The 23,809-nt window shown below is 65.0% G+C and carries 19 protein-coding genes; all 19 read right to left on the bottom strand.

Going from position 1 to position 23,809, the window contains the following annotated elements; genetic code table 11:
- Positions 1–283: 283 nt before the first annotated feature.
- Positions 284–628 carry an acyl-CoA dehydrogenase family protein gene (locus tag LIP_RS02060; RefSeq protein ID WP_198409652.1) on the bottom strand — a complete coding sequence of 115 codons (345 nt, stop codon included), beginning with the start codon at positions 626–628 and terminating at the stop codon, positions 284–286.
- Positions 629–750: 122 nt separating this feature from the next.
- On the bottom strand, positions 751–1,416 hold the full coding sequence (gene fsa / locus LIP_RS02055) for a fructose-6-phosphate aldolase (protein WP_068133682.1): 666 nt from the start codon (positions 1,414–1,416) through the stop codon (positions 751–753).
- A gap of 49 nt (positions 1,417–1,465) precedes the next feature.
- The gene (locus LIP_RS02050) at positions 1,466–4,078 is read right to left on the bottom strand and encodes a glycoside hydrolase family 31 protein (RefSeq protein WP_068133679.1); all 2,613 of its coding nucleotides are present in this window, start codon (positions 4,076–4,078) and stop codon (positions 1,466–1,468) included.
- Positions 4,079–4,080: 2 nt separating this feature from the next.
- Positions 4,081–5,445: a hypothetical protein gene (locus LIP_RS02045; RefSeq protein ID WP_068133675.1), complete on the bottom strand. Its 1,365-nt coding sequence runs from the start codon at positions 5,443–5,445 to the stop codon at positions 4,081–4,083.
- A 72-nt stretch (positions 5,446–5,517) separates the two neighbouring features.
- Entirely contained in the window at positions 5,518–6,348 is an 831-nt protein-coding gene (locus LIP_RS02040; RefSeq protein ID WP_068133672.1) for a carbohydrate ABC transporter permease, read from the bottom strand.
- A gap of 3 nt (positions 6,349–6,351) precedes the next feature.
- Positions 6,352–7,317 carry a carbohydrate ABC transporter permease gene (locus LIP_RS02035; RefSeq protein WP_068133669.1) on the bottom strand — a complete coding sequence of 322 codons (966 nt, stop codon included), beginning with the start codon at positions 7,315–7,317 and terminating at the stop codon, positions 6,352–6,354.
- Between the two features lie 13 nt (positions 7,318–7,330).
- The gene (locus tag LIP_RS02030; protein WP_082725732.1) at positions 7,331–8,599 is read right to left on the bottom strand and encodes an ABC transporter substrate-binding protein; all 1,269 of its coding nucleotides are present in this window, start codon (positions 8,597–8,599) and stop codon (positions 7,331–7,333) included.
- 114 nt (positions 8,600–8,713) lie between these two features.
- Positions 8,714–10,213 carry an aldehyde dehydrogenase family protein gene (locus tag LIP_RS02025; RefSeq protein WP_198409651.1) on the bottom strand — a complete coding sequence of 500 codons (1,500 nt, stop codon included), beginning with the start codon at positions 10,211–10,213 and terminating at the stop codon, positions 8,714–8,716.
- Entirely contained in the window at positions 10,214–11,335 is a 1,122-nt protein-coding gene (locus tag LIP_RS02020; RefSeq protein WP_068133664.1) for a mandelate racemase/muconate lactonizing enzyme family protein, read from the bottom strand.
- Positions 11,336–11,380: 45 nt separating this feature from the next.
- Complete coding sequence (locus LIP_RS02015) at positions 11,381–12,103, bottom strand: GntR family transcriptional regulator (RefSeq protein ID WP_144440285.1); 723 nt, start codon at positions 12,101–12,103, stop codon at positions 11,381–11,383.
- 82 nt (positions 12,104–12,185) lie between these two features.
- Positions 12,186–13,340 (bottom strand): UxaA family hydrolase, encoded by a 1,155-nt coding sequence (locus LIP_RS02010; protein ID WP_068141363.1) that lies wholly within the window; start codon positions 13,338–13,340, stop codon positions 12,186–12,188.
- A complete protein-coding gene (locus tag LIP_RS02005; protein WP_068133656.1) occupies positions 13,340–13,621 on the bottom strand; it encodes a UxaA family hydrolase in 282 nt (93 codons plus the stop codon). Before LIP_RS02005 ends, LIP_RS02010 begins: the two co-directional genes overlap by 1 nt.
- A gap of 192 nt (positions 13,622–13,813) precedes the next feature.
- On the bottom strand, positions 13,814–15,526 hold the full coding sequence (locus LIP_RS02000) for an IS1634 family transposase (RefSeq protein WP_068133651.1): 1,713 nt from the start codon (positions 15,524–15,526) through the stop codon (positions 13,814–13,816).
- A gap of 393 nt (positions 15,527–15,919) precedes the next feature.
- The gene (gene ltrA / locus LIP_RS01995) at positions 15,920–17,149 is read right to left on the bottom strand and encodes a group II intron reverse transcriptase/maturase (RefSeq protein WP_068133647.1); all 1,230 of its coding nucleotides are present in this window, start codon (positions 17,147–17,149) and stop codon (positions 15,920–15,922) included.
- Positions 17,150–17,721: 572 nt separating this feature from the next.
- Entirely contained in the window at positions 17,722–19,158 is a 1,437-nt protein-coding gene (locus LIP_RS01990) for a protein O-GlcNAcase (RefSeq protein ID WP_068133644.1), read from the bottom strand.
- Positions 19,159–19,199: 41 nt separating this feature from the next.
- Positions 19,200–20,090, bottom strand: a complete 891-nt coding sequence (locus LIP_RS01985) for a carbohydrate ABC transporter permease (protein WP_082726540.1) — start codon at positions 20,088–20,090, stop codon at positions 19,200–19,202.
- Entirely contained in the window at positions 20,090–20,995 is a 906-nt protein-coding gene (locus tag LIP_RS01980) for a carbohydrate ABC transporter permease (protein WP_068133642.1), read from the bottom strand. The genes LIP_RS01985 and LIP_RS01980 overlap by 1 nt, the downstream gene beginning before the upstream one ends.
- Before the next feature lie 93 nt (positions 20,996–21,088).
- A complete protein-coding gene (locus tag LIP_RS01975) occupies positions 21,089–22,435 on the bottom strand; it encodes an ABC transporter substrate-binding protein (RefSeq protein WP_068133639.1) in 1,347 nt (448 codons plus the stop codon).
- Positions 22,432–23,718 carry an ROK family transcriptional regulator gene (locus tag LIP_RS01970; RefSeq protein ID WP_068133636.1) on the bottom strand — a complete coding sequence of 429 codons (1,287 nt, stop codon included), beginning with the start codon at positions 23,716–23,718 and terminating at the stop codon, positions 22,432–22,434. Before LIP_RS01970 ends, LIP_RS01975 begins: the two co-directional genes overlap by 4 nt.
- Between the last annotated feature and the right edge of the window lie 91 nt (positions 23,719–23,809).

Below are 23,809 nucleotides of genomic sequence, written 5' to 3'. Positions count from 1 at the left end.
TTTCTACCAGGTCATCCCTGGGGAGCCGGGAGGACCGCCCGCTCGGTCGCGCCCTGCCGCCTTGGGCCTTGCCCGAGGACGTGGGGGCGGGCCTGGCATGAATCCGGAGGGAGCGTCGCGGGGATCGGGCTCGGAGCGAGATGGCGTCGAGGGGCGGGGGGGCCAGGGACGTCACGGAAGGTGCTATCCACGGGTTCGGGACCCCTCCTTGGAAACCTACATCGCAGGCGTGGAGCTCGGCCAGCGACGTCTCCCGGGTGCAGCGCTTCCCCTGGTTCTTGAGTCAAACCGCCCAGGAGTAAAGGAGGCGGCTACTCTCATAGCCCTCGGCGATGCGGGCCATCATCTGCTGCACGAGCTGGTGCTCGGCTATGGGCTTGCCGAAGGTCTCCCGCTCCTTCGCGTACCGCACGCTCTCCTCTAGGCAGACCCGCGCCGTGCCCGTCACCCCCGCCGCCACCGTGAGGCGACCGTTGTCCAGGGCCGACATAGCGATCTTGAAGCGCTCGCCCTCCTCGCCCAGCAGGTGCGAGGCGGGCACCCGCACCTCCCGCAGGTGGATGCCGCCCGTGTTCCCCGCCCGAACGCCCAGCTTGTGGTGGAGGGTCTCCGTCTCCAGCCCGGGCATGCTCCGTTCCACCATGAAGGCGCTGATCTCAGGGGGTCCCGTCCGGGCGACCGCCGAGCGAAGACCAGGAAGACGTCGGCCACGTCAGCACTACTGACACCACTTCTTGACAACGGGGCAGTTCACAATTCATACCGTCGAAACGCATTCGGGATGCGAGCCCAGTCATCTAGAAACTGTTGCAATCCTATATTGACAAGCGGATGTTCGTAGAGAGACCGAAGAACATCTAAGCGCAAGGTGGCGGCATCTGCACCAATCAGCGCCGCCTCCACCACGTGATCGGGATGGCGCACCGCCGCCACCAGTAGTTTCGTTGGGAATGAGTAGTTGTCATGGATACGGCGGATCTGCTCGACCAGTTCCATTCCGTGGTGCTGGATGGCGTCAAGCCTTCCAACAAACGGACTCACGTACGTAGCGCCTGCCTTGGCAGCCAACAGCGCTTGAGCAGGGGTGAAGACCAGGGTAGCATTTGTACTGATCCCTTCGTCCGAGAACTGCCTTATCGCCTTGATGCCCTCTCTGGTGGCCGGTACCTTTACCACCACGTTCGGCGCAACCCGCGAAAGCAGTCGGCCTTGCTCCATCATCTCGTCGGCCAGGGTTGCAGTCACCTCGGCACTGACCGGACCGTCGACCAGGGCGCAGATCTCGCGTACCACCTCTAGGAATGGCCGCCCAGAAGCAGCCACGTGTGACGGATTGGTGGTGACGCCATCCAGGACTCCCCAATCTCTTGCCTCCCGGATCTCATCCACCTGCGCTGTATCCAAGAACAACTCCATGTTCTCACCTCTCTGCTATCCGTTGCTGACACGAACCGTTTCGCGGCGTTCAGTTCGCAGCCAATGCCACTTCGACGTGACAGATCACACCGCCAGGTAGGATGTGCACGGGAATCGAAAGGACCCGTCCTTTTCTGTGCCACCCGACACCGCTACCCTCCTTGCCTGCTTCGAGGTCAAATAGGCTTGCTCCAGGATCGAATGGATCCATCCGCGGGCAGGCTTGACCATTGACCCAAACGCGCTCTACCTTCTCCACGTCGATCCCATGCCAGCGCAGCCATCCAGTCCACGGATCGGTCCCAGTTTGCCAGAGAGACAATGTTGAGCCGTCACGCTTCAGGTGATACCGTACTGGGACAGATACACGATCGTTGGCGGCTTCCCCGCTGAAACGCTCCGATACTGATGTTGCCAGGGCTGCCCACACCTCCACGCTTGCGTCGCCTGATTGCGTTTGGGGATCGGCGAAATACTCCAGGCGGACCGGCTTCCACGTCGCTTCCCCGACGTGGGGGATCTCCTCTCCAATGGCACCCCTACCCAGCGGGATGACAGACTCCCCTCTGGCAAACACGGGGATCCGGTCGAGCGGCACCACGACGTCGATATGTGTGGGCCCGCGATGTATCCTCCCCTCCCACACGTCGATCCACGTGCCCGGTGGAAGATACACCCGCCGCGCTCCTCCGGGCCGGGTCAGCGGAGCCACCAGGAGGTCCGAGCCGAGTAGGTATTCAAGGTCAGCACTCTTGGCCACCTCCTGGTCTGGCGCCTCAAGAATCACGGCTCGCATCATCGGCAGCCCGGAACGGTTACTCTCCCACGCTGCAGCAACCAAGTACGGGATTAAGCGGTAGCGTATCTTCGCGTACTTGCGAAAGATGGACATGGCTTCCTCACCGTAATACCATGGTTCTCGGGGTGTTGTTCCGTGGAAACGAGCGAACGGACTGAACACGCCGAATTGGGTCCACCGAATGTAGAGTTCCTGTGACGGCTTGGGACCGTAAAAGCCCCCGATGTCGTGACTCCAGTAAGAGAAGCCCGAAAGGCTGAGGGAGAGTCCGCCCCGTATCGTGGCGGCTAAGCCGTCCCACGTTGCAGGGGGGTCGCCGCCCCAGTGGATCGGGAATCGCTGAGAGCACGCCCAACCGGATCGCGCCCAAACTACCGGCTCACCGGTGAACCTTCGCGTGGCCTCGTAGACGGCCTCATTGTAAAGCAAGGCGTATGCATTGTGCAGCGCGCTTCCCGTGAGCCCGTTCGAGGCCACCGCATCGGGCGGCACCTGCTCGCCGAAGTCTGTTTTGAAAACTGAGACTCCCATTTGAAAGAGCGGACGGTGTAGCTCCTGGTACCACTGGACCGCCTCGGGGTTGGTGAAGTCCACGATCCCGCTGTCCGGGAAAGCTGTCAGCTGCTGGTTAAACGCTTCCTTAGGGAAATGGATCATATACGGCTTACCTGAGGAGTCTCGAAGCAGATACCCTTTGGACGCTGCCTCGGGGAACAGTCGGCTGTGTACAGAGACATAGGGGTATTCCCAGAGGCAAACCCGGATTCCGAGCGCTCGCAAGTCCGCGACGAGACTTTCCGGTTCTGGGTAGCGCGTGCGATCGAACTGGAAGTCGCAGCGCGTCCTCAGATCGAGCCATGCCCGCCCGTCCAGTACAAGCACATCGCAGGGGAGTCTCTCGGCCTTCATTCGAGCGGCTACCGTCTCGACCTCTTCCTGAGTCTCGTACCAGCAGCGAGACATCCATAACCCAAAAGCCCAAAGGGGCGGCACTTCGGGTCGACCCGTCAACTCCGTGTAGCGACGGAGAACCTCGCCGGGACTGGGGCCGTAGAAGAACCACAGGTCGAAGACGGGCTCGTCGCTCACCACGCGGTAGCTGTACAGGCTGGTCTGAGGGTAGGCGACGTCGTGCACCATGCGAGCGTAGGTGTTCCAGAATAGACCGTAGCCGCGGCTACTCAATACGAAGGGCACGTTCTTGTACGCAGCGTCGGTTCCCACTCCCATCGCGTCCAGGTTCAGGAGTTGCACTCGGCGCCCGCGCAGGTTGAGTGGGCCGAACTGTTCACCAAGGCCGAAGAAGGCTTCATCAGGCCCTACCGCGAGGCCCATCACGGCCTGTTCGGTCTGAAGCGCCCCCTGTAATTCCGCGTGAAGCTGCAACGCGAAACCTGGCACCCGTGTGCGAAGCATCACGTCCGTGTCCCCGTCGGCGGTCTTCAGAAACAGCTGTCCACTCACTGCTTCTTCGATCTGTAAACGAAAGGGATCTCCACTGACCGTGAGACGTAACCCGTTCGCGGTGAATCTGTGGGGCCCCTTCAGGGCGTCGGCGATTTCAGCGAAGCCCGAGGGTCCAGATTCCGCGCCAGGCGGGTCGTTCACGGGCCGAAACGTTACCTTGCTGTCATGGCCTGGCGAACTCGGCACGTTGCGCCCGCCGTATCGCTCCACAGGCCCGAACTGGATGCGGACCACGCCTGTCCGCGCCGCCTCGATTCGCAACCGAACGGCCCGCCCGGAGGCGAGACGGCCCAGAAGCTCGATCCCTGCGCTCCCTTCGAGCGCCCTTATCGACTCGATATGGGTCAGTGCATCCACCGGACGCGGCTGCAACCCGAGCCACTCGGACGGTTGCATCGTCATCCCTCCATCACGGGGAGCTGAAGCTCTCGCGCTACCAGCGTGAGTTCGCGGCGCATGTCACCGTAGGCAACTGAGTAGTGGTGCTCGAGCCCCTCGTCGAAGATGAGATCGAGCAGTTCCCCAGCGTCCCGATCGAATTGCACCACCATCGTGTTCCCCCGATACTGGACCGGGCGCGCGAGCGCCGTGCCGGTCGTGATGAAGAGCGCCTCGCCTTCCCGGCCCCTGTAGAGTTTCGCGACTGTGACGCGTCCGGGTCGGAGTCCAAAGTCTAGCGTGAGCGCCACCTGACGGTTAGGTTGTCGACTGGCCCGAATCTCTTCAGGGTTGCCAAGCGATAGCGGGGCGGCCCCACAATGCCAGAACGTGCCCGTGTTCTCTTCGCGTTTCACTTCGACCAAGTCCGCGAAGAAGGAGGCTTCCCCAGTGATTTCGTGCTGCATCATCATGGTGAGCGCGCCGTAGACGTCCGCCTCGCACCCGGCCATGATCCCCCGGTCGATCAAGCGGCTCATCGACCAGCATGCCGCCCCGCCGAACTGGACCATGAAGTCCGGCCAGCACTCGACGGCAACAGCGTCCGCACCAACTTCCTCGCAGGCGTCCTGGATCGCGATCTGGGCTCGGATCGATTGGTTGGCCTGGACCTGTGGGACCTCGTTGATGCCGCGCAAGGTGGCAGCCTCTTCATGAAACACGGTCTCCACGCGTTCTTGCGGAAGCCCGTTGGCCCGGTCGAAGAGCACTTTCAGCGGTACGTGACGCACCTTCGACCCGAACCTTGCGGCCACGTGCAGTGGGTCCAGCTGCGACGGGAAAAAACCGGTGGGCGCCTCGCCCAGTACCAGAACGCTTGCCCTGCGTACCCTCTCCACGGCCGCGAAGGCGCGTGCCCGCTGCATGATCTCGTGCGCCGTGGCGGTGGTAGCGCCTCCGTAGACCGCGGTGTACGGATGCCCGATACGGTGGAGCGTATTGGCTGCGAGATTCGCGCCACAGAACGAGTTGAGTCGCAGCCGGCCCGTCTCAGAGACCGGCTCGGGAACCGCCCACAGGATAACAGGGGACCGGAACGCCTGAACGAGCGCAAGGAGAACCGACGCATCGGCAAAGGTCCCCTGGTGCACGACCAGCGCATCGATGCGCGCCCCGCCCTGGCCATCGGCCTCTCGGAGCACGCGGATAGCTTGCGGTACGTCGTCGGGCTGGGTGATAGGCCGATCGACCTGGACAACCTCGATGGGGGAACCGGCTCCCTCTCGCGGGTCCTCGAGAAGACGCGCCAGGGACCGGCGGTCGCTCACGATCGCTCCCACGTCGAACGTTGCTCGAGCGATCGAGAGAAGCCCTATTCTCTTCATGATTCCCCTCCTCCTCGTCTGCCCACCGCGTGGCCTTGGTCACGAACACCGCGACAGTGGAGGGCCTTCCTGTCATCCTTTGATAGCCCCGGCCGTCAGCCCCGAGGTGACCCAGCGCTGACCGAACAGCAGGAGGATCGCGACCGGAATGGTCGCGATGGAGACGGCAGCCGTGATCGTCCCCCACGGAAAGGCAAACTCGCTCTGGTACATGGTGATCCCGACGGTGACGGTCCGCATCTCCCGCTGCGAGACGAGCGTGAAGCCGATCAGAAAGTCGTTCCATATGTTGACGAACGTGATGGTCGCCGCCGAGACCAGACCAGGACCGCTCAACGGCGCGATCACATGGCGAAGCGCCCCCAGGCGCGTGGCACCGTCGATCCAGGCGCTCTCCTCAAGGTTCTTCGAAATCTGCCTGAAGAAGTTGGTGAGGATGAAGACGGCGAGGGGGAGCGTCCACGTGACGTAAGGAATGATGAGCCCCAAGTACGAGTTGAGCCATCCAAGGCCTTGAACGATTGTGTAGAGGGGGACGATGAGCGACATCACCGGCAGTGTAGAGAAAGCCAGGACTCCGAGCAAGAGCGGTCCCTTCCCTGGGAACCGGAGGCGACCGAAGGCATAGCCCGCCAAGGAGCCCAACACCAGGACGACCGTGGTCGCTACCGTGCAGACGATCAGACTGTTGAGGATAAACCGTCCAAAGGGATTCTGAGCGAACACATTGACGTAGTTTTCGAACGTCGGTACCTGGGGCAGGTAGGTGACAGGAACCTGGAAGAGCTCGTCTTCTGTCTTCAGGGAAGTGAGGAGGGTCCAGACGTACGGGCCGATGGATATGCCCACACCGAGTATCACCAGAATAGAAAACCAGGTACGCCTCACACGGGGTATCCGCACGGGTCACGCCTCCTCGCTCGAGAGCGCCCTGACGTACACTATGGCCAGAGTAAGACCGATCAGCATTAAAACGACGGCCAGTGCCGAACCGTAACCGAAGTCAAGGAAGCCGAATGTGTACTGGTGGATATACATGGGTAGGGTCTGCGTTGCGTTACCGGGACCGCCTCCGGTCATGGCATAGGGCAGGTCGAAAGCCTGTAACGCGCCGAGTGTGCGAAGGGTTACTGCGACCATGACCGCCGGGCGAAGCAGCGGAAGCGTCATGGTCCAGAAACTGCGCATACCTGAGGCGCCGTCGATGCGCGCCGCTTCGTAGAGTTCGTCTGGGATCCCCTGCAGACCCGCCAGCAGGAGCAGAGCACAGTAGGAGCTAGCACCCCACACGGCAGCGGCCATCACACTCCAGAGGGCGAGGTCGGGGTCACCCAACCACAGGATCGGTTGCTCCAGCGAGACGAGTCCCAGGCGGATCAAGAGGTCGTTGATCACCCCATGCGAGCTGTTGAACATCCAGCTCCACATGACCCCAGCCAGCACGGGCGAAAGAGTCCAGGGCAGGAGCATAAGTGTTCGCGTCACACCTCGACCCCGGTAGGGGGGATGCAACAGGAGCGCGATTACGAGACCGAAGATCACCTGGAACGTGACCGTGACTAGCACGTAGACCAAGGTGACGCGGATGGCGTCCATCACCGCATGGTCCGAAAAGATCCGAAGGTAATTCTGCAGCCCGACAAAGGGGAAACCGGTCCACGGCTGACTCAACTTGTAGCTCCTCAAGCTCATCCAAACGCTCCGACCCAGCGGAAATAGTCCAAAGATGCTTAGGAAGGCGACGGTAGGGCCTAGGAGGAGGGCGGCGAAGCCGCCCTCCGAGCCGCCCATCCGGCGCCGGTTCCCTTGCCGTTCTAAGGCTCGCTGGCGTTCAGCGTCGATCACCTGCCGTTCCGCCGACGTCTCAGACATCCGCCGCCCCCTCCTATCGACCGAGAATGCGCCGAATATCCTGCACCATCCGCTGGACTGCCTCTTCTGCCCTGATCTGCCCGGCCAGCGCCGCGTTAAGCGCGGTTTGCATAGCGGCGGAGATCTCCGCGTACTCGGGCACTGCGGGTCGGGCACGCGCCGACTCGACCACGGGCAGAAGGTCCTGGAACTGTGGGTTGACATCGAGGACCTCGGGATCCCCGTACACGGAAAGGAGCGAAGGCAGGTAGCTCAGCCTGGCGCCCATTAGCTTCTGCGCCTGCGTATCGGTCATGAACTCCACGAACCGCCACGCCGCCTCTTTGCTGTCCGAGGTCGCATTGATGGCCAGGAACCATCCACCGAGCGTGCTCGCAGTGGGGTACCCAGCGTTGCTGGGAAGGGTGGAGATCCCGACCTTCCCGCGCACAGTCGAGTCGCTGCCATTGAAGAGCGCCCAAGCATACGTCCAGTTGCGGAGGAAGACGGCGCGACCGGCCTGGAAGTTGAGTCGGGTCGTGTCGGTTGCTTGTTCGACGATCCCCCGAGGTGTCACCCCTTCGTTCACCATGCTCAGGAGCAACTCGAGCGCAGCCAGTCCCTTGCCATCGTCCAGGATCACCCGCCCGTTCTCGCCTAAGACGTCACCGCCCATACCCCAAAGCATCTCAAGGTAGGTGTCGGTGAGCGCTTCGATGCGCGCTCCCTGGAACAAGAGGCCATTGAGAACCGGATCGCCCTCGCCCCGGGTGATGGCAGCCGATTGAGCCTTGAGTTCGTCCCAGGTAGTCGGTGGCTCGAAGCCGTACTTTTCTAGCAGGTCGGTTCGGTAGTAGAGGAGCCCGACATCGTAGTACCAGGGGATGGCGTATAGCCTGCCATCGATGGTGACAGCGTCAATCGCTCCAGGCGTGTAGCGTGCGACGTCTTCCGAATCAACGTACGAGTCGAGAGGCTCGAGCCATCCGGCCCGTGCGAAGCTGGGCGGCCAGATGACATCGATGCTCATCACGTCCACGGTCCGGTCGCGTGCGGCAAACTGGGTCACCAACCGGGTGTGCAGATCGCCACTGGTCCCCGGCACGAACACGATGTCAACATCGATGTCCGGATTTTTGGCCTCAAACTGCGCGACGATGTCGCGGATCTGATTGGCGACGATGTCACCGCCCTGCAGGAGCATCTGAAACGTGATCTGGGTGCTCTGGGCAGTGACGACGGAGGAGAGATTGAGGCATAGGGCGAGCGTAAGGACCATCCACCCCATGGGGGTACGACGCATTCAACTATCCCTCCCTCTTGTACGAACTCGCCGTCGAGAATCACGTTCCGTCCGAACGTCAACGAAGCCACGACGCTTCAGGTTTCTAGCACTGGCTAGGTTCCCATCACCCCCTCACATCTGCGGAGCCCTGAGACGCCAGGCAATTACCTTGATCTCGGTCATCTCCTCCATCGCAAACCGGACACCTTCCCGTCCGTAACCGCTTCCCTTCATCCCGCCGTAGGGCATGAAGTCAACGCGGAACGTGGAGACGTCGTTGATCCAGACGCCTCCGGCGTCAAGCCGTCGGGCCAGCCAGAAGGCCTCGTCGACGTCCTGGGTGAATATGCCAGACTGAAGGCCGTAGTCCACCCCGTTGGCGATCCTGACGATCTCTTCGAGGTCGTCGACCCGGTAGAACGCGACGACCGGGCCAAAGAGCTCCTCGGTGGAAACGCGGCAGTCGAGCGGTACGTCAGCCAGGACGGTCGGTTCGACCAGCGTCCCCTCCCGGTGGCCCCCGGTAACCAGCCGGGCACCCTTCCCCACGGCCTCTTGGATCCACTCTTCGATGCGCTCAGCCTCGGCCCCGTTGATGACCGGACCCATGTCCGTCGCTTCATCGAGCGGATCTCCGCTCCGGAGCTTCTTGACTCGATCCGCAACCTCGTCGATCAACGGGGCGTAGACCGCAGAATGTGCGAGCACCCGCTGAACCGAGATGCAGTTCTGACCCGCAATGGCGTAGCCGCCCCGTACGATCGCCCCGGCTGCGCGGGAGACATCTGCGGATGGCCGGACCACGCAGGGGGCGTTGCCCCCGAGTTCCATGGTGAGCTTCTTGAACCCGGCTCTGGATGTGAGACTCCGGCCGACCTCGCGGCTCCCCGTGAAGGTGATCATGCGCACCTGCGGCGCCGAGACGATGGCGTCCCCCACCGTCGAACCACGTCCCGTGACGGCATTGATCGCGTCCGGCGGGAGTCCCGCGTCCACCAGCGCCCGGACCAGTTCCAGGTCTGCGAGCGGCGTGGCCGTCGTCGGCTTGAAGAGCACACTGTTCCCTGCTGCAAGCGCCGGTGCGAGCTTGTGGGCTGCCAGGGCCAGCGGTACGTTGAACGGTGTGATGGCTGCGACGACCCCCACTGGGACCCTGAGAAAGAATCCGATGCGGTCCTCCGCGCCCGGCGCAGCATCGAAGGGTATGGTCTCGCCGGAAAGACGCTTCGCCTCTTCGGCGGCCCAGGAGAAGAGGCCCGCCGACCGCTGGACTTCCGCCCTGGCCTCTCTGATGGTCTTCCCGACCTCACGGCTCAGCAGGTCCGCAATGGCATCGAGGCGCTCCATGAGCCGTTCGCCGGTCCTCTTCAGGATCGCGCTCCGCTCGTGGGCCGGCAGATCCCTCATCACGGCCGTGCCCCGTACTGCTGATGCGATGGCCCGTTCGACATCGGAAGAGCCGGCAAGGGGCACGCGGCCCACCACGCGACCGTCGTACGGACTTCGAACGTCCACCTGCTCGCCTGAGGAGGTCCATCTACCGCCAATGAACATCTCCAAGAGGCCCGCCCTCCTCGCCCTCTGAGTTCGCCTGCCTGCAAGATCATCCGCGAGATCCTCCGCGGCGCTCACCTAACCTCCTACAGCCGACACCCACTGGGTGAGCCTTTCGAACGCCTCCTCGTCCACCTGAACCCCCAGGCCCGGACCTGCGGGCACCGGCAGCCGGCCGCTCACGGCGCTGAGCTGAGCACCCACGAGCGCGTCCTTCAAGGGGTTCGGATGGGCGTCGTACTCCACGGTGAGACCGGTGGGGGCGGCGGCGGTCAGGTGGGTGGAGGCGGCCAAGCCGAAGACCGAGCTCCAGCAATGGGGCGAGAAGCGGCGGTGGTAGGCCGAGGCCAGGGTCGCGGCGGCCCAGGTCTCGGTCACCCCGCCGCAGCGGGTCACGTCGGGCTGCACCACGTCCACCCCGCCCCGCTCGATCAGCTCCCGGAAGCCGTGGCGGGTGTACTCGCCCTCGCTTCCCGCCACGTAGCAGGAGAGGGCCCGGGCCACCTGAGCGTAGCCCTCCACGTCCTCCACGGGGACGGGCTCCTCCAGCCAGTAGAGGCCGTCTTCTTCCAGGCTCCGCCCGAGGCGGATCGACGTCTTCACGTCGTAGACCCCGTTCACGTCGGCCATGAGGGTGGTCCCTTCGCCCACGAGCCGGCGCACCGCCCGGAAGACCGCCCGATCGCGCTCCAGTCCCTGCCCCACCTTCACCTTCATGGCCCGGAAACCGGCCTCGGCGAAGCGGGCCGCCTGGCTTTCGGCCTCCTCCACGCTCCCCAGGTAGACGCTGGCGGCGTAGCAGTCGACCGTACCGCTGATGGCGCCGCCCAGGAGCGTGGACAAAGGTGCGTTCAGGGCCTTCCCCTTCAGGTCCCAGAGTGCCGTGTCCACCGCGCTGAGCGTCTCGTAGACCATGCCCTTGGGCCCGTGGTAGCCCACCCCCTCCCGCTGCATCCGGGCCAGGGGATCGCCTGACAGAGGATCTGCCCCCAGCAGGAAGGGGGCATAGAGCTCCTCCACCATGGCCTTCACCGACCGGGGCGTCCCGTAGCTTTCGCCGTAGCCGGTCACGCCCTCGTCGGTCTCGAGCCGGACCACCAGCAACCGCCGCGACCGAATGGGCGGGCGCCGGGCGCTACCGCCCATCGGCTCCGCCAGCGGCGCCTCCAGGAGCCTGGTCTCCACCTTGCGGACGCGCACCGCGTCGCCTCCCTCCCCGGGGTTTCCTGGGACGGACCCGGCTTCCTAGATGTCGCCCCGCTCGATCACGGGCCAGTACTCCTCCACCGCCTCCAACATGCGGGCGACGTGCTCCGAAGCCGCCAGGGCTGCGGCGTCGGGGTCCTTCGCGCGCAAGGCCTCCAGGATCCGCCGGTGCTCCTCCATGGACGCTCCCACCCTCCCCGGCAGGCCCGTGGTGCTGGTCATCACCAGGCGAACCTGGGACTCCAGGCTCTCCATGACCCTGAGGAGGGTGGCGTTGCTGGCCATCTCCCGGATCCGGGCGTGAAATGCGGCGTCGTGCTCCCGGTACCGCTCCGGCGATCCGTTCACCCGTTCGCGCTCCGCGGCAACGAGCATCTGCTCCAGCTCAACCACGTCCTCACGCTGGATCCGCTCGGCCGCCCGACGGGCGGCGAAGGCGTCCAGGGCTTGCCGGCACTCGAGGAGGTCCTTCACCTCGCCCAGTGCGAGCCGCCGAACCACGGCTCCTTGCGAGGGGACGATCACCACCAGGCCGTCTCGTTCCAGTCGGGCGATGGCCTCCCGGATGGGCGTCTTGCTCAATCGATAGCGATCGCCCAGCGTCCGCTCCACCAGCCGATCGCCCGCTCGCAGGCGCCTGCTCAGGATCTCCTGCCGAAGCAGGTGGTACGCCTGCTCGGTCAGGTTGGGGAACCGCTGCACCTTCAGCGGCTCCTCCGTCGCCAGCTCCCCCGTGGCCGAAGCCCTCCCGTCGCTGGCCACGACGTCACCCCCTGTCTCCCGACCCACCAAGGCATGCCTCCATGCCGTGCAAGGTCTGCCATTCGCTCGTCCGGGCGCGCCCTCACGCACTCCGGTAGAGCTTGGTGAGAACGAATTCCCGATGGCCCAGGACCTCGGCGGCCGTCCTGCGGCCCGAGGCCGTCCGCAGAATGAGGTCCATCAGCCGGTCGCCCGCCTGCTCCAGGCTCTCCTCCAGGGTGAGGATCCCCGAGACGTCCAGGTCGATGTGCTCGCTCATGGTGCGCACCGTGACCGGGTTGGCGCTCAGCTTGATCACGGGGACGATGGGGTTCCCCACGATGTTCCCCTGCCCCGTGGGGAAGAGGTGCAGCACCGCCCCGCCGGCCGCGAAGAGGGTGATGGCCTCGGCGGCCGCCGACGAGGTGTTCATGAAGTAGAGGCCACGCCCCCGGGGCTCCTCGGCCATCTCCAGCACACCGTCCACCTGGGCCTTCCCGATCTTCTGGATGTTCCCCAGCGCCTTCTCCTCGATGGTGGTGAGTCCCCCCGCGATGTTGCCCTGGGTGGGCTGGGATCCCAGGAGGTCCGCGTCCTGCTCCAGGATCGCCCGCTGGTACTCGTCGAAGATCCGTTGGAACTTCTCGCGCTCGGCGGGGTCCTTGATCCGCTCGGCCACGATCTGCTCGCCGCCCGTCAGCTCCGAGGTCTCGCCGAAGAGGACGGTCCCGCCGGCCGCCACCACGCGCTCGACCGCCTTCCCCACCGTGGGGTTGGAGGCGAGCCCCGAGGTGGTGTCCGACTCGCCGCACTTGATGCTCATCACCAGCTCCGCCACGGGCGCCTCCTCGCGCCGCAGCTCGGACGCCTGGTGCACGAACTCCTTGGCCGCTCGGGCCGCCTGCTCGACGATCTTCAGGTCTCCCGACCGCTCGATGTGGAAGGCCGCCACGGGCTTGCCCGTGCGGGCGATGCCGTCGGCCACCCGCTGGGTCCAGTTGGGCTCGATGCCAATGACCACCGCCGCCGCGACGTTGGGGTTGGCGCCCGTGCCGATGAGGGTGCGGAAGAAGAGCTCCAGGTCCGCCCCGAACTGGAGCCGCCCGTAGGGGTGCGGGAGGGCGAGGGTGCCCTGGATGATCCGGCTCACCCCCTCGGCCGCCGCGTTAGAGATGTCGTCCACGGGGATGATGGCCACGTGGTTGCGGACGCCCAGGGCGCCGTTCGGCCTCCGGTAACCGAGAAAGCTCTCTCCCATCAGGCCCACCTCGCGCTCTTCAGATTGTGGGTATGCACGTGCTGACCTGCGCGAATGGCCTGGGTCGCCTTTCCGATGGGAACACCGTACTCGGTGACCAACCGGCCCGCTTCGATGTCCTGCAAGGCGACCTTGTGCCCCAGAGGAACGGGCTCGACGACCTCCACCTCAACGGTTTGCCCACCCTCTTGGATCACGCCGTGCGCAGTGCCGGGCTCGATGTCGACTACGGCTACACCCACCGAGTCGCCTGCAGCGTGGACCAGAAAGCCGTTGTGCACGTCAGCACCTCCGTCACCGGTTCGCAACTGGGCACCCACGGAGCACAGCTCCATATGCTGTCTGATATACGATACGCCGTTCGGAAGGAATCTCCTTCCTTGCGAGATGAAAAACGTTGCTCTCTATGTGTTCTGTCGCACATTCCGCACCCTTCGAGTCATGCACCGGCCTTTTTTAGGAGCAACGAGACTTCAAACCTCGGTCATCGGCGTAACGTAGATTTCCGTCCCAAAGCCGGCGAGATCGAGGATGTCGAGGTGTTCTTTCGGAAGGTCGGTCTGCAGATAGCGGCCGTAGCCCTCGGGAGTCATATGCCAAAGGATGTGGATGTAAGCGAGTTCCTCCAGGAGCGCCCGGCTGGCAGGACGTTCTACGACGCGGTCGCCTCGCAGGAGGCGGAGCCCTTTCCGCTTGCGCTTTTTCAGTTCCCGCCGCACCCGATACTCCAGGAAGGCGGCAGCCATGAGGGCGAGCGTCGCCACGTACGCAAAGGCTTCCACGCGGCGCGTGCTCTTGAGAAAGATGCCCTCGGCGAGGATCGGGTGCTTGTACACCCGAAAGCCCTGCTCCACCTTGGTCTGGCCCTTGTACTCCTCCAGGAGGGCGGTGTCGCTCCATTCCTCCTCGGGGAGGTTGCTGATCAAGACGAAGGCGCTCTCCCGTTCGAGCCACGCCTTCTTGGCCTCCTCGCTCGGTGCGAAGAGCCGGAGTTCCACCTGGTAGTGGGTCTTCTTGGGGTAGACCACCTCCTTGCGCGGCCTGCCCCGGGGCCGTAGAAACTCGGTGTAGGCGAGCACCTGCCCCTTGTACGTGTGCAGGGCGTCCTGGTAGCTCTCCTGGAAGGAGGCAAGGGCTGCCTCGGCGTCGGCCCGGCAGTTGAAACGCTGCCGCATGAGTTCCCTGGCCGCCTTGCTCAGTTCTTCCCGCTCCTTGCCGATGACGCTGTCGAGTTTCCTCTTCTTGCGCCCGTCCAGGGCCGAGGAGCGGATCACCGTCAGCCGGTAGGGGCGCCCGTCGATGGGGTGAAGATAGGAGACCCCTTGGTAGTACGCGCCGTCCCTGCGGGTCTTGGCCAGCACCCCGATGGGCTGCCAGCGGTTCTCGGCGAATGCCTGGGCCTTCACCTCATCGCATGCTTTGAAGCGTTCCGGCAGCCTGGAGATGAACCGCACCTTCGATTGGGCCATGAGATCCAGGTTCTTGGTAGTGACAAGGCTCGAGTCGGCCACGTAGACCACCCGGCGCGGGTCCAGGAAGCTGGTCTTCAGCGCTTCGAGGATCTCCCGGTTCCAGATCTGGTCGTTCAGGTTCCCGTCGCGGATGGTACCCAGAATGGGCATCCCGTCGCTCGTCACCACCAGGCCGGTGATGAACTGCTTCAGATCGGGTCGATGCTGCTTGCTGTAACCTCGGCTGATCCTCACCAGCTCTTTGCCCGGGTGTGCCTCGAGGAACTTCCGGTCACCCTCTGTTGGCCCAAACCCGCCGTAGACCGAGACGGAGGTGGTGTCGGCGTGCACGGAGCGCACTTCCATCTCACCCAGGTGGACCGCCGAGAGCCCTACGGTCTGGAGGATCTGGGGAAGGTCGATCTCGGCCAGCCTATCGAGAGCCCGCCCAAGGGCGTCGTCGTTCAAGGCCTCCACGTCCACCGGTTCCTCGAAGAGCAACCCCAGGTCGCGCCGGCGGTAGAACTCCTTCACCTTGTACAAGGGCTCCCGGTCCAGCAGGAGGTTGAGGGTGAGGGCGACGACGAGCGTTCCCGGCGAGACCTTGCACTGAGTGGGATCCCACCGGACCATGGCGTTCACGATGGGACGGATTCGAAGCTGCTGGCAGAGGCGGGCCAGCAGGACCGCCGCTCCTCCATGAGGAATGGCGAAACGCTCTCGGCTGGGATCCACTGGTCCTCCCCCGCTTTCGGGGGAGAAGCTTCGCATCCGGCAGCCGCAGTCCTGTCTGCCCCAGCGAAACCGCAATCGCGGGTCTCGCGCCCCTCGCGCCAATTATCGTGCAGCGTTTCCGACTTACGAGACGCTTCTATGCAAAACTCCGTGGATCCTGCCGGGAAAGGGTGGGTGGGTAGAGGCGGGCCTCGCCGCTGTAGCCATAGCACCATTCTCCGTTGCCGCACCTTTCGGCGCGGTGCCCTTGGTGAACCGGCATGGCGACTTCGGCCCGTCCTCCCCCTCAGAACCCGGCGTGCGGATTTCCCGCACCGGGCTCCCCGATCTCTCGCGCCAGACGGTCCGGTGCAGGAGCTTCGGCACCGGTAGGGTGAACCACGGGTGCCGCTCTCAGCGCGCCCATGTTCGGGCTCCGCGTTGGCTACGGTGCTCCAGTATGCACTTCCAGAGCCTCAGCACTTCTCGCCGCACGACGGAGAGTTTCCGATACGTGTGCCAGAGGCTGAAGTACTGGTAGAAGCCCTGGAGCTTTGCTGCCAGCGCGGCCTGCTGGTCCTGCGGTCGGTCGTGCATGTGCTGCCTGAGCCGCTCCTTCACTTCCGCGAGGAACTTCCGCACGCTCTTCGGCGACGGGATGCGTACGACCGCCATGCGGCCCTTGCGATCCGTCCCGAGGTGGTGGCGGAATCCAAGGAAGTCGAAGTGGTACGGGTGGCTCTGCCCGAGCCGCCAGTGCCGCCGCCCAAAGGGAAGCAGGTTCGTCTTCTCTTCGGCGAGCGTGAGGGTGAACTTCGCCAGCCGCGCCGGCAAGGCCGCCGCGAATCGCCTGGCGTCCGTCTCGCTCTGGAAGAAGACGACGAAGTCATCAGCGAAGCGGATCAGGGTCGCCTTCCCCACGCAGCGTGGACGCACGACCTTCTCGAACCAGAGGTCGAGGGCATAGTGCAGGTAGACGTTGGCCAGGATCGGCGAGATCGGTCCCCCTTGCGGGGTGCCCTCCTCTGGCACCGTCACCTGCCCGTGGTCGAGGATCCCGGCGCTCAGCCACTTGCGGACGAGGCGTAGGATCCACGGGTCACCAACCCGGAGGTCGAGCATGCGCATCAGCCAGTCGTGGTCCAGGTGGTCGAAGAAGCCGCGAATGTCAGCCTCGAAGATCCACTGGGCCCCGCCGAACATCACCTCGTTGCGGAGGGCGGCCAGCGCCTGATGCGCCGTCCGTCCCGGTCTGAAGCCGTACGAGCATTCCAGGAAGTCCGCCTCGTAGATCGCCGACAGGATGTGAGCGACCGCCGCCTGAAGGAGGCGGTCTTCGACCGTCGGTACCCCGAGCGGCCTGAGCTTCTCCAGGTTGCCCGCCTTCGGTATGTAGACCCTGCGCACGTGGGGTGCCCGGTAGTATCGCCGCTTCATCCCGTCAACGAGCATTCTCAGATTCGCGTCCAGGTTCGCGGCGTACTCTGCTGCCGTCGCGCCGTCGACTCCGGGGGCTCCCTTCCGATTGAGCCCCTGCCAGGTCTCACGGAGGAACTCCTCCGTGAGGTGGTGGGCCAGGGCGGTAAACCGACACCTCCGGTCCGCCTTGGCCCTCTGCGCGATACGTTCCAGTCCCTCGTTCATCGTTGTCCTCCCTCTGCGTGGAGGCGATTTGGGTTCTGGACGCTTGAGATCGTGCCCCTCCTTCCCCATGCACGCGGCTCTCCCGTGCTCGGAGTACTTATGAGGGGCTCTGCGCCCAGAGGGCGCCCGCCCGGCGCTTCCGCCGCCCTTCGGCTTCGCCTGTCGGGTGGGGCGTACGCGCGGCGCGCGACGCCGGGAGGCCTCCCGGTTCCCGTACTATCTCGATTTCCGCCATGCCGCGGTCTCCGACCCCGCCGAGGTCTCCCGCGCTCTCGCCCTACCGAGCGCGTACTGCTGCCTTCCGGCCATTCCGACACCGTCGGCCCTCGGTCCATAACCGTAACGAGGCTCGATCCCTTCGCCCTTGCGAGCTGCGGCCTGGTCGTCGCGCTGCCTACGCTTAGCCGTCAACCTCGCGGTTGACGACCCAAGGCTCGCTTCCCCGTGGGTGGCTGGCCCTTGCGGGGGCAGGAATTCCACCTGCTCGAGATAGCCGGTTGTTCCGGCGCACCGGAATGCGGGGCCCAGAACTTGGCCCGCCCGAACGGGCAGACACATTGCTCGCAAGGCGTTCAGGATAAGTACCCCTCGCTGGCCTGAAGAACCCGAACGGCCAGGTTCCGGATGGTGTCCCCCATCACCCGGGTGCGGAAGCGGAGGCTAGCCTCCAGCAGCGTGCGGAGGCGCTCCTGCTCCAGACGGGCGGCGGCATGGAGGGCCGGTGGCACGGATGGCTCGCCTTCCTCCAAGAGGGGCGTCCAGGCGACCTGGACCACCGCCTCCGTCACGCGAAGGGCCTGGAGGCCGATCTCGGCCCAGCGGCCGTACTCGTCCAGCCAGGGCTCGAGCTCGAGAAGGGTCTCCGCCGGTAGGGAGGCGCTCAGGAGGTCGCGCTCCCGAAGGATGCGGCGGAAGAGAGCCTCCAGGTCCACGGCGTGAGCCATCCGCTCCTCCATCGGAGATTCGAGGAAACGGGCGATGGGCTGGATGAGCTCGTCCGGGGGCCCCGAGTGAATGGGGCTCTCCAGGTTCGCCTGCCCGAAGTGGAGGAGCGCGGCCGCAAGTGGGCCCGGGTCGGGGGAAAGGCCCCTGGCCACGGACTCCCAGACCCGCGCCCAGGCGGCCTCAGGATCGTAGTCGGCGGGGGCGGTCAGGTACGGGCCGGCCGCTGCCAGCACCCACCTCGAGGCCGTGTACTGGGGCATGGGGTTGAGCACCACGCCTGACGCCACCTCGGCCAGCCCAGGGTCCCGGCCGGTGTAGGGTCCTATGTGCAGCTCGGCGGTCATCATGCCGTCGTTCACCGGGTAGTTGTCCCAGTAGAGGGGCGGGCGGCGCAGGACCTGGCCGACGGCCCGGGTGTGCTCCACCGCCAGCTCCCGGGAGCAGACGCGAGGGCCCGTCCAGAAGACCTGCACCTCTGGGTCGAGAAGCACGCCCAGGCGGCGGAGGTAGGGCGAGTCCGGATCCCCGCGGTAGTGGGTGGGGCAGAAGTAGAGCTGCGAGCTGGGGAGCCCCGACCCCTCAGGCAGGGGTGGCACCTCCCTTCGGATGCGTTCGAGCAGCACGCCGGCCACATGCGCCTGGGCCTCGGCGGCAGAGGCGAAGCGGGCCTGGTCCTGGGGATGGTGCAGCCCGGGTGGGATGTCGTCGAAGAGAAGTCCAAAGTGCCTCACGCCGGCTTCCGCCAGAGAGGCCAGCTTCCGCCAGAGGAGCTCCACCTCCCCCTCGTCGGCGTAACGCAGCGACAGACCCGGGCTCACAGCAAAGCAGAACGCGACGCCTGCCGAGCGGGCTTCCTCGGCCAGTTCCGCCAGCTCCGCCAGCTTCTCGGGCGGGTAGGGCGAGCGCCACTGCGCCCGGTGGTATGGATCGTCCTTGGGTGCGTAGACGTAGAGATTGTAGCCGTGCCTCCGAAGGAAATCCATGAGGGAGACGCGCTGCGCGTGGGTCCAGGGCGTGCCGTAGAATCCTTCGATCACGCCCCGAACGGCGAAACCTGCGGGCATGAAGATCTCCTTCCTGGGAAGCTCGGATGCGTTCCTGTCGCCTAGCCCTTGACCGCTCCGGCCGAAACGCCCTTCGCGATCTGCTTCCTAAACACGAGGTAGAAAAGGACCATGGGCAGCATGCCGATCACCAGCGCGGCGAACTGCTTCCCGTAGTCGGAAGAGAGGGCGCCCGAGAACCTGAGGATCCCCACGGGCAGGGACTTGAGCGCGTCGTCGGACACCAGGATGTTGATGAGCATGAACTCGTTCCAGATGGTGGCAATGTTGATGATGGCCAGGGTGGCCGCCACCGGTCGGGTCATGGGAAAGACGATCCTGTGGAAGATGGTGAGGTAGCTCGCGCCATCCACACGCGCCGACTCCACGATGGCGTCGGGAATGCTCCGGATGTACGCGGTGAAGAGGTAGATGCCGATAGGCAGGCTGATGCCGGTATAGACCAGGAGCACGCCCACCCGGCTGTTGTAGAGGTGCACCATGTTGGCCGCGAGGAAGAGCGGCACCATGATCGACTGGATCGTGAGCAGAATACCGATGACGAAGCTTCCGTGGAGGAGCGGCGTCCATCGGGACCTCAGCTTGGCGAAGGCGAAGCCCGCCGCCGCCGACAGAAGGATGGCCGCCAGCGTGGAGACGAAGGTGTAGACGACGCTGTTCAGAATGAGCGTCTCGAACTCCCCGATGCTCCAGGCGTGCACGTAGTTCTCCACCACCCACCGCTCGGGCAGGCCCAGCCGGTCCATCTGGAAGGCCTGCGTGGTCTTGAACGAGTTGATGACCAGCCATAGCAGCGGAAAGACGGTGGCAAGCGTGAAGAGGACCAGCACCCCGTAGAGCAGGACCTTCGCCAGCGGGGAGGTTTCCCCCCGGCGGAGGCCGGCTCCTCCCGTCGGGCGCCTGTGCTGGCCGGCCGGTACGACCACCCCCATCACTCCCCGCCCCCCCAGCGCTTCTCGAGTACCACCAGGATCAGGACGAGCGCGAAGCTGAGCATCACCATGAAGGTGGAGACGGCGTTGGCCAGCCCGTAGTCCGGAGATCCCCGGAAGGCGTTGTCATACATGTATAGGGCCAGAACCGACGTCCTGCGGGCGGGGTTCCCTGCCGTCATGGCGAAGAGCAGGTCGAAGGACTTGAGCGAGCCGGAGATGGCCAGGATCACGGTGGTGAGGATGACCCCCGAGAGCGAAGGCAGGGCCACGCGGCCCAGCACCTGCCACTCGCTTGCCCCGTCGATCTTGGCCGCGTCGATGATCTGGGGGTCGATCTTCTGAAGGCTCGCGAGGAAGATGATGAGGTAGGTGCCTGTGTACATCCACAGGATGACGAAGAGCACGGGGATCATGGCGGTGCTGGGGTTCAGGAAGAGGGTGTTGTCCCATCCGGGCCGGATGAGCTCCATCAGCTGGGTGAAGGGGCCGTAGGGCGAGAAGAAGGAGCGCCACAGAACCCCGATGACGATCGTGGAGATCACCGTCGGAAGGTAGATCATGGTCTGGAAGAGGTCTCGCATGCCCACCAGCTTCCGGTAGAGCACATAGGCGACGGTGAAGCCGATGGGGATCTGGCCGAAGACCGACACCAGGATGATGTAGACGTTGTTCTGCAGGGAGATCCAGAAGAAGCGGTCCCCGAACATCTTCACGTAGTGGTCGATGCCCACGAACCGGATGGCGTTCAGGCCACCGAAGAGGGGCCCGCCCTTGTAGTCGGTGAGGCTCAGGCCGAAGGAAAAGACGGTCGGAAAGGCGATGACCGCCAGGTAGACGATCACGGCCGGCAGGGCGAGGAGCAGGTACGCGTGGCGCGTCTCGGCTCTGGCGGAGTAGCTCAACGGGCATCGCCTCCTGCTGGCGCCGCTCTGGGCGGAGCGGTGGCGGGGCGGGCCGGTGAGCCGTTCCCACCCCGCTCCGGTTCGTGAGCTACGCTACTGCTGCGAGGCCTTCCATGCGTCGAAGGCCTTCTGCACCGACTCTGCCACCTGCCGAGGAGACGAGATCCCGAGGCCGATCTCCTGCAGTCCTACGTTGATCGGCACGTAGACCTTGGGGTCGAGGACGTTGTCGAGAACGTAGGTCCCGGTGAGTCCTCCGTAGAACTGAGAGCGCTCCTGGGCCAGCGGCTCGAGCCTGTCGCTGGTCACGCCCTTTCGGGACGGGAAGGCGGAGCCTGTCTCCATCCGCACTCTCTGCGCCTCTGTGGAGGTCAGCCACTGGACCAGGCGCCACGCCGCCTCCTCCTTGCGCGAGCCCGTCGGGATCTTGGCGTTGATGCCGTAGCCGTCGCCCTGCACCATGGAGGTGGAGTTGTGGGTCACTTCGCCCGGAATGGCCGGGAAGATGGTCATCCGGATGTGCTTCTGCTCCGCCGGAGGGATGAGTGCCTCGTCCGTGCTCGGATCGGTGAGGAAGTTGCGCACCTTCCAGTCGCCATCGATCAGGAAGGGTGCCTTGCCCTGGGCAAAGAGCGGGTTGACCTCGTTATAGCCGGTCTGGAAGATGCGCCGGCTGAGCACGCCGTCCTCGAAGAGGGAGGCGTAGAACTCCAGCGCCTTGACGAAGGGCTCGTCGGTGAAGCGGGCCTTACCGGCCAGGATCGCATCCATGCCCTCATCGCCCACCAGCCTGCCCACGATCATGCTGAACAGGGTGGACTGGACGACCCAGTCGTCCTGGGCCCCCATGAGGATGACCTCCTTGCCCGCCGCCCGCAGCGTGGGGACCATGGCCTTCAGCTCCTCATACGTCCTGGGCACCTGCAGCCCCAGGCTGTCGAGGAGGGCCGTGTTCACATACATCACGTGGCTGGAAGACAGGCCGAAGGGAATCATCGCCAGGTAGCCGCCGGCCTGAGGCACCAGCGCAGCCTCTGAGAACTCGTCCCGCATCGGCTCCACGAAGGGCCCCAGGTCTTTCGCCAGCCGCTGGGTGTGCAGCGTCATGGACCGGCCGCCCGGCCACATGTAGAACACGTCGGGCAACCTGCCGGCCGCCGCGTAGGCCTCGGTCTTCTGGTGGAAGGGCTCCAGGAAGAGATCTTCCCGGACGATCTTGATGTCTGGGTTGTTGCGCTCGAAGGCGTTCCAGATCTCCTTGATCTCCCGCTCTGTTCCGGGGCCGGTCGCGTCCAGGAAGTTGAGGACGGTGAGCACGACGGGTTCCTGGGATCCCTGCTGCCCTTGCGCGAGGGCACCTGCATTCGTCCACACGGCGCCCGCCAGCAGTGCCGCGGCCAGCCAGCCGGCCAGCATGATGCGTTTCCGGGCATGACTCATTCCGTTTCCCCCCTTGACAGGTAGAGATCGTCCTGCCGTGCGCTTGCCAGGGGACGCCCCCGCGCCCCCAGAAGCATGCCCCTCCTCTCGCCGGCCCGGCCCGCGACGGGCACAGAGCCATAGGGATTCAACCAGCGGTCGCTCACCAGGCCGATGGCGCCCATCAGGTCGCTGTCGTCGCCAAGGGACGAGCCCCGGACCGCCACCTTCTTGTTGAGTCCGGTCCGATCCCCCACGGCCTGGAAGCGCTCCTCGACCCGCTGAAGGAAGGATGGGCTGAAGGTCCCCCACACCCCTCCCACGACCACCAGGTTCACATCCAAGAGCGCCCCGGCGAAGGAAGACGCCACGGCCAGCGCCTCGGCCGCCTCGTCGACCAGGCGCCGGGCCGTGGGGTCGCCGCCGAGGGCGCGCTCAAAGAAGGTCTCCCGTTCCACGGCCTCTCCCGTGAGAGAACGGTAGCGCGCCAGCACGTCCGGCACGTTGAGGTAGGTTTGGAGGCACCCCCGTTGCCCGCACGGACAGGGGTGTCCCCCTCGGATGACGGGGACGTGGGCAATCTCACCTGCCATGCCGCCGGGCCCGTTCAGAAGCTCTCCCTGCAGGACGATGCCAGCACCGACGCTCGTTTCGGTCTTGAGGTACATGAAGCTGGTCGTCTCCGAGTACCTTCCAAACTGGAGCTCGGCCAGGGCGGCGGCGTTCGCGTCGTTCTCCACCAGCGCCGGGAGACCCAGCTTCCGCCCGAGCACTGCAGCCACCGGCACGTCATGCCAGTCCAGGTCGAGGGATCGAACCACCCGGCCGCCCTCGTGGTCCACCACGCCCGACACCGCAAGCCCGACGCCCAGCACCTGCGCGCGCTCCAGGCCGCTGTCGCGGATCAGCCGGTCGATGCACCCTGCAAGCTCGCTGATGAGCCCTTCGGATTCCAGGGTTCCGAGCTGGCAGGATCGCCGTTCCAGGCGCTCGCCGCGGAGGTTCGAGAGAAGGATGGTCGCCGGGTTGCGCCTGAGTTCCACCCCGACGATGGGCAGTTTGGCGTAATCGATGCGCAGCAGCACCGGCTTCCTGCCAGCGCTGGACGGGATGCGGCTCTCCTCGCGCACGATGCCGTGCCCCATGAGCTGGCCGATGATCCGCGATACCGTGGCGGGGCTCATCTTGGTGGTCCGGGCCAGAGAGGTCCGGGTGCACGCGCCTTCCTCGTGCATGGTCCTGAGGATGGAGGCGGCGTTGTACGACCGGATGAAACTGGTGCTGGTGAGACTGCTCCTTCGCACTGGGCCCGACACCCCAGAGTTTTTTTCACAATGAAACTTTCTTGGTTCATTCTACCAGAACGCCAGCGGGGGCGCAAGGGCCAGTTTGCGA

It is taken from the genome of Limnochorda pilosa, from assembly GCF_001544015.1.
GTDB lineage: Bacteria > Bacillota > Limnochordia > Limnochordales > Limnochordaceae > Limnochorda > Limnochorda pilosa.
Note: the sequence above shows the minus strand (reverse complement) of the source record. Positions and strands in the feature narration are given on the sequence as shown.

Excerpts from the sequence above, each read along its gene's own strand:
- fsa (WP_068133682.1), bottom strand. The coding sequence starts at position 1,416 with ATGGAGTTGTTCTTGGATACAGCGCAGGTGGATGAGATCCGGGAGGCA.
- LIP_RS02010 (WP_068141363.1), bottom strand. The coding sequence starts at position 13,340 with ATGGGAGAGAGCTTTCTCGGTTACCGGAGGCCGAACGGCGCCCTGGGC.
- LIP_RS02050 (WP_068133679.1), bottom strand. The coding sequence starts at position 4,078 with ATGCAACCGTCCGAGTGGCTCGGGTTGCAGCCGCGTCCGGTGGATGCA.
- LIP_RS01990 (WP_068133644.1), bottom strand. The coding sequence starts at position 19,158 with ATGCCCGCAGGTTTCGCCGTTCGGGGCGTGATCGAAGGATTCTACGGC.
- LIP_RS01985 (WP_082726540.1), bottom strand. The coding sequence starts at position 20,090 with ATGGGGGTGGTCGTACCGGCCGGCCAGCACAGGCGCCCGACGGGAGGA.
- LIP_RS02045 (WP_068133675.1), bottom strand. The coding sequence starts at position 5,445 with ATGAAGAGAATAGGGCTTCTCTCGATCGCTCGAGCAACGTTCGACGTG.
- LIP_RS02035 (WP_068133669.1), bottom strand. The coding sequence starts at position 7,317 with ATGTCTGAGACGTCGGCGGAACGGCAGGTGATCGACGCTGAACGCCAG.
- LIP_RS02030 (WP_082725732.1), bottom strand. The coding sequence starts at position 8,599 with ATGCGTCGTACCCCCATGGGGTGGATGGTCCTTACGCTCGCCCTATGC.
- ltrA (WP_068133647.1), bottom strand. The coding sequence starts at position 17,149 with ATGAACGAGGGACTGGAACGTATCGCGCAGAGGGCCAAGGCGGACCGG.
- LIP_RS01975 (WP_068133639.1), bottom strand. The coding sequence starts at position 22,435 with ATGAGTCATGCCCGGAAACGCATCATGCTGGCCGGCTGGCTGGCCGCG.
- LIP_RS02060 (WP_198409652.1), bottom strand. The coding sequence starts at position 628 with ATGCCCGGGCTGGAGACGGAGACCCTCCACCACAAGCTGGGCGTTCGG.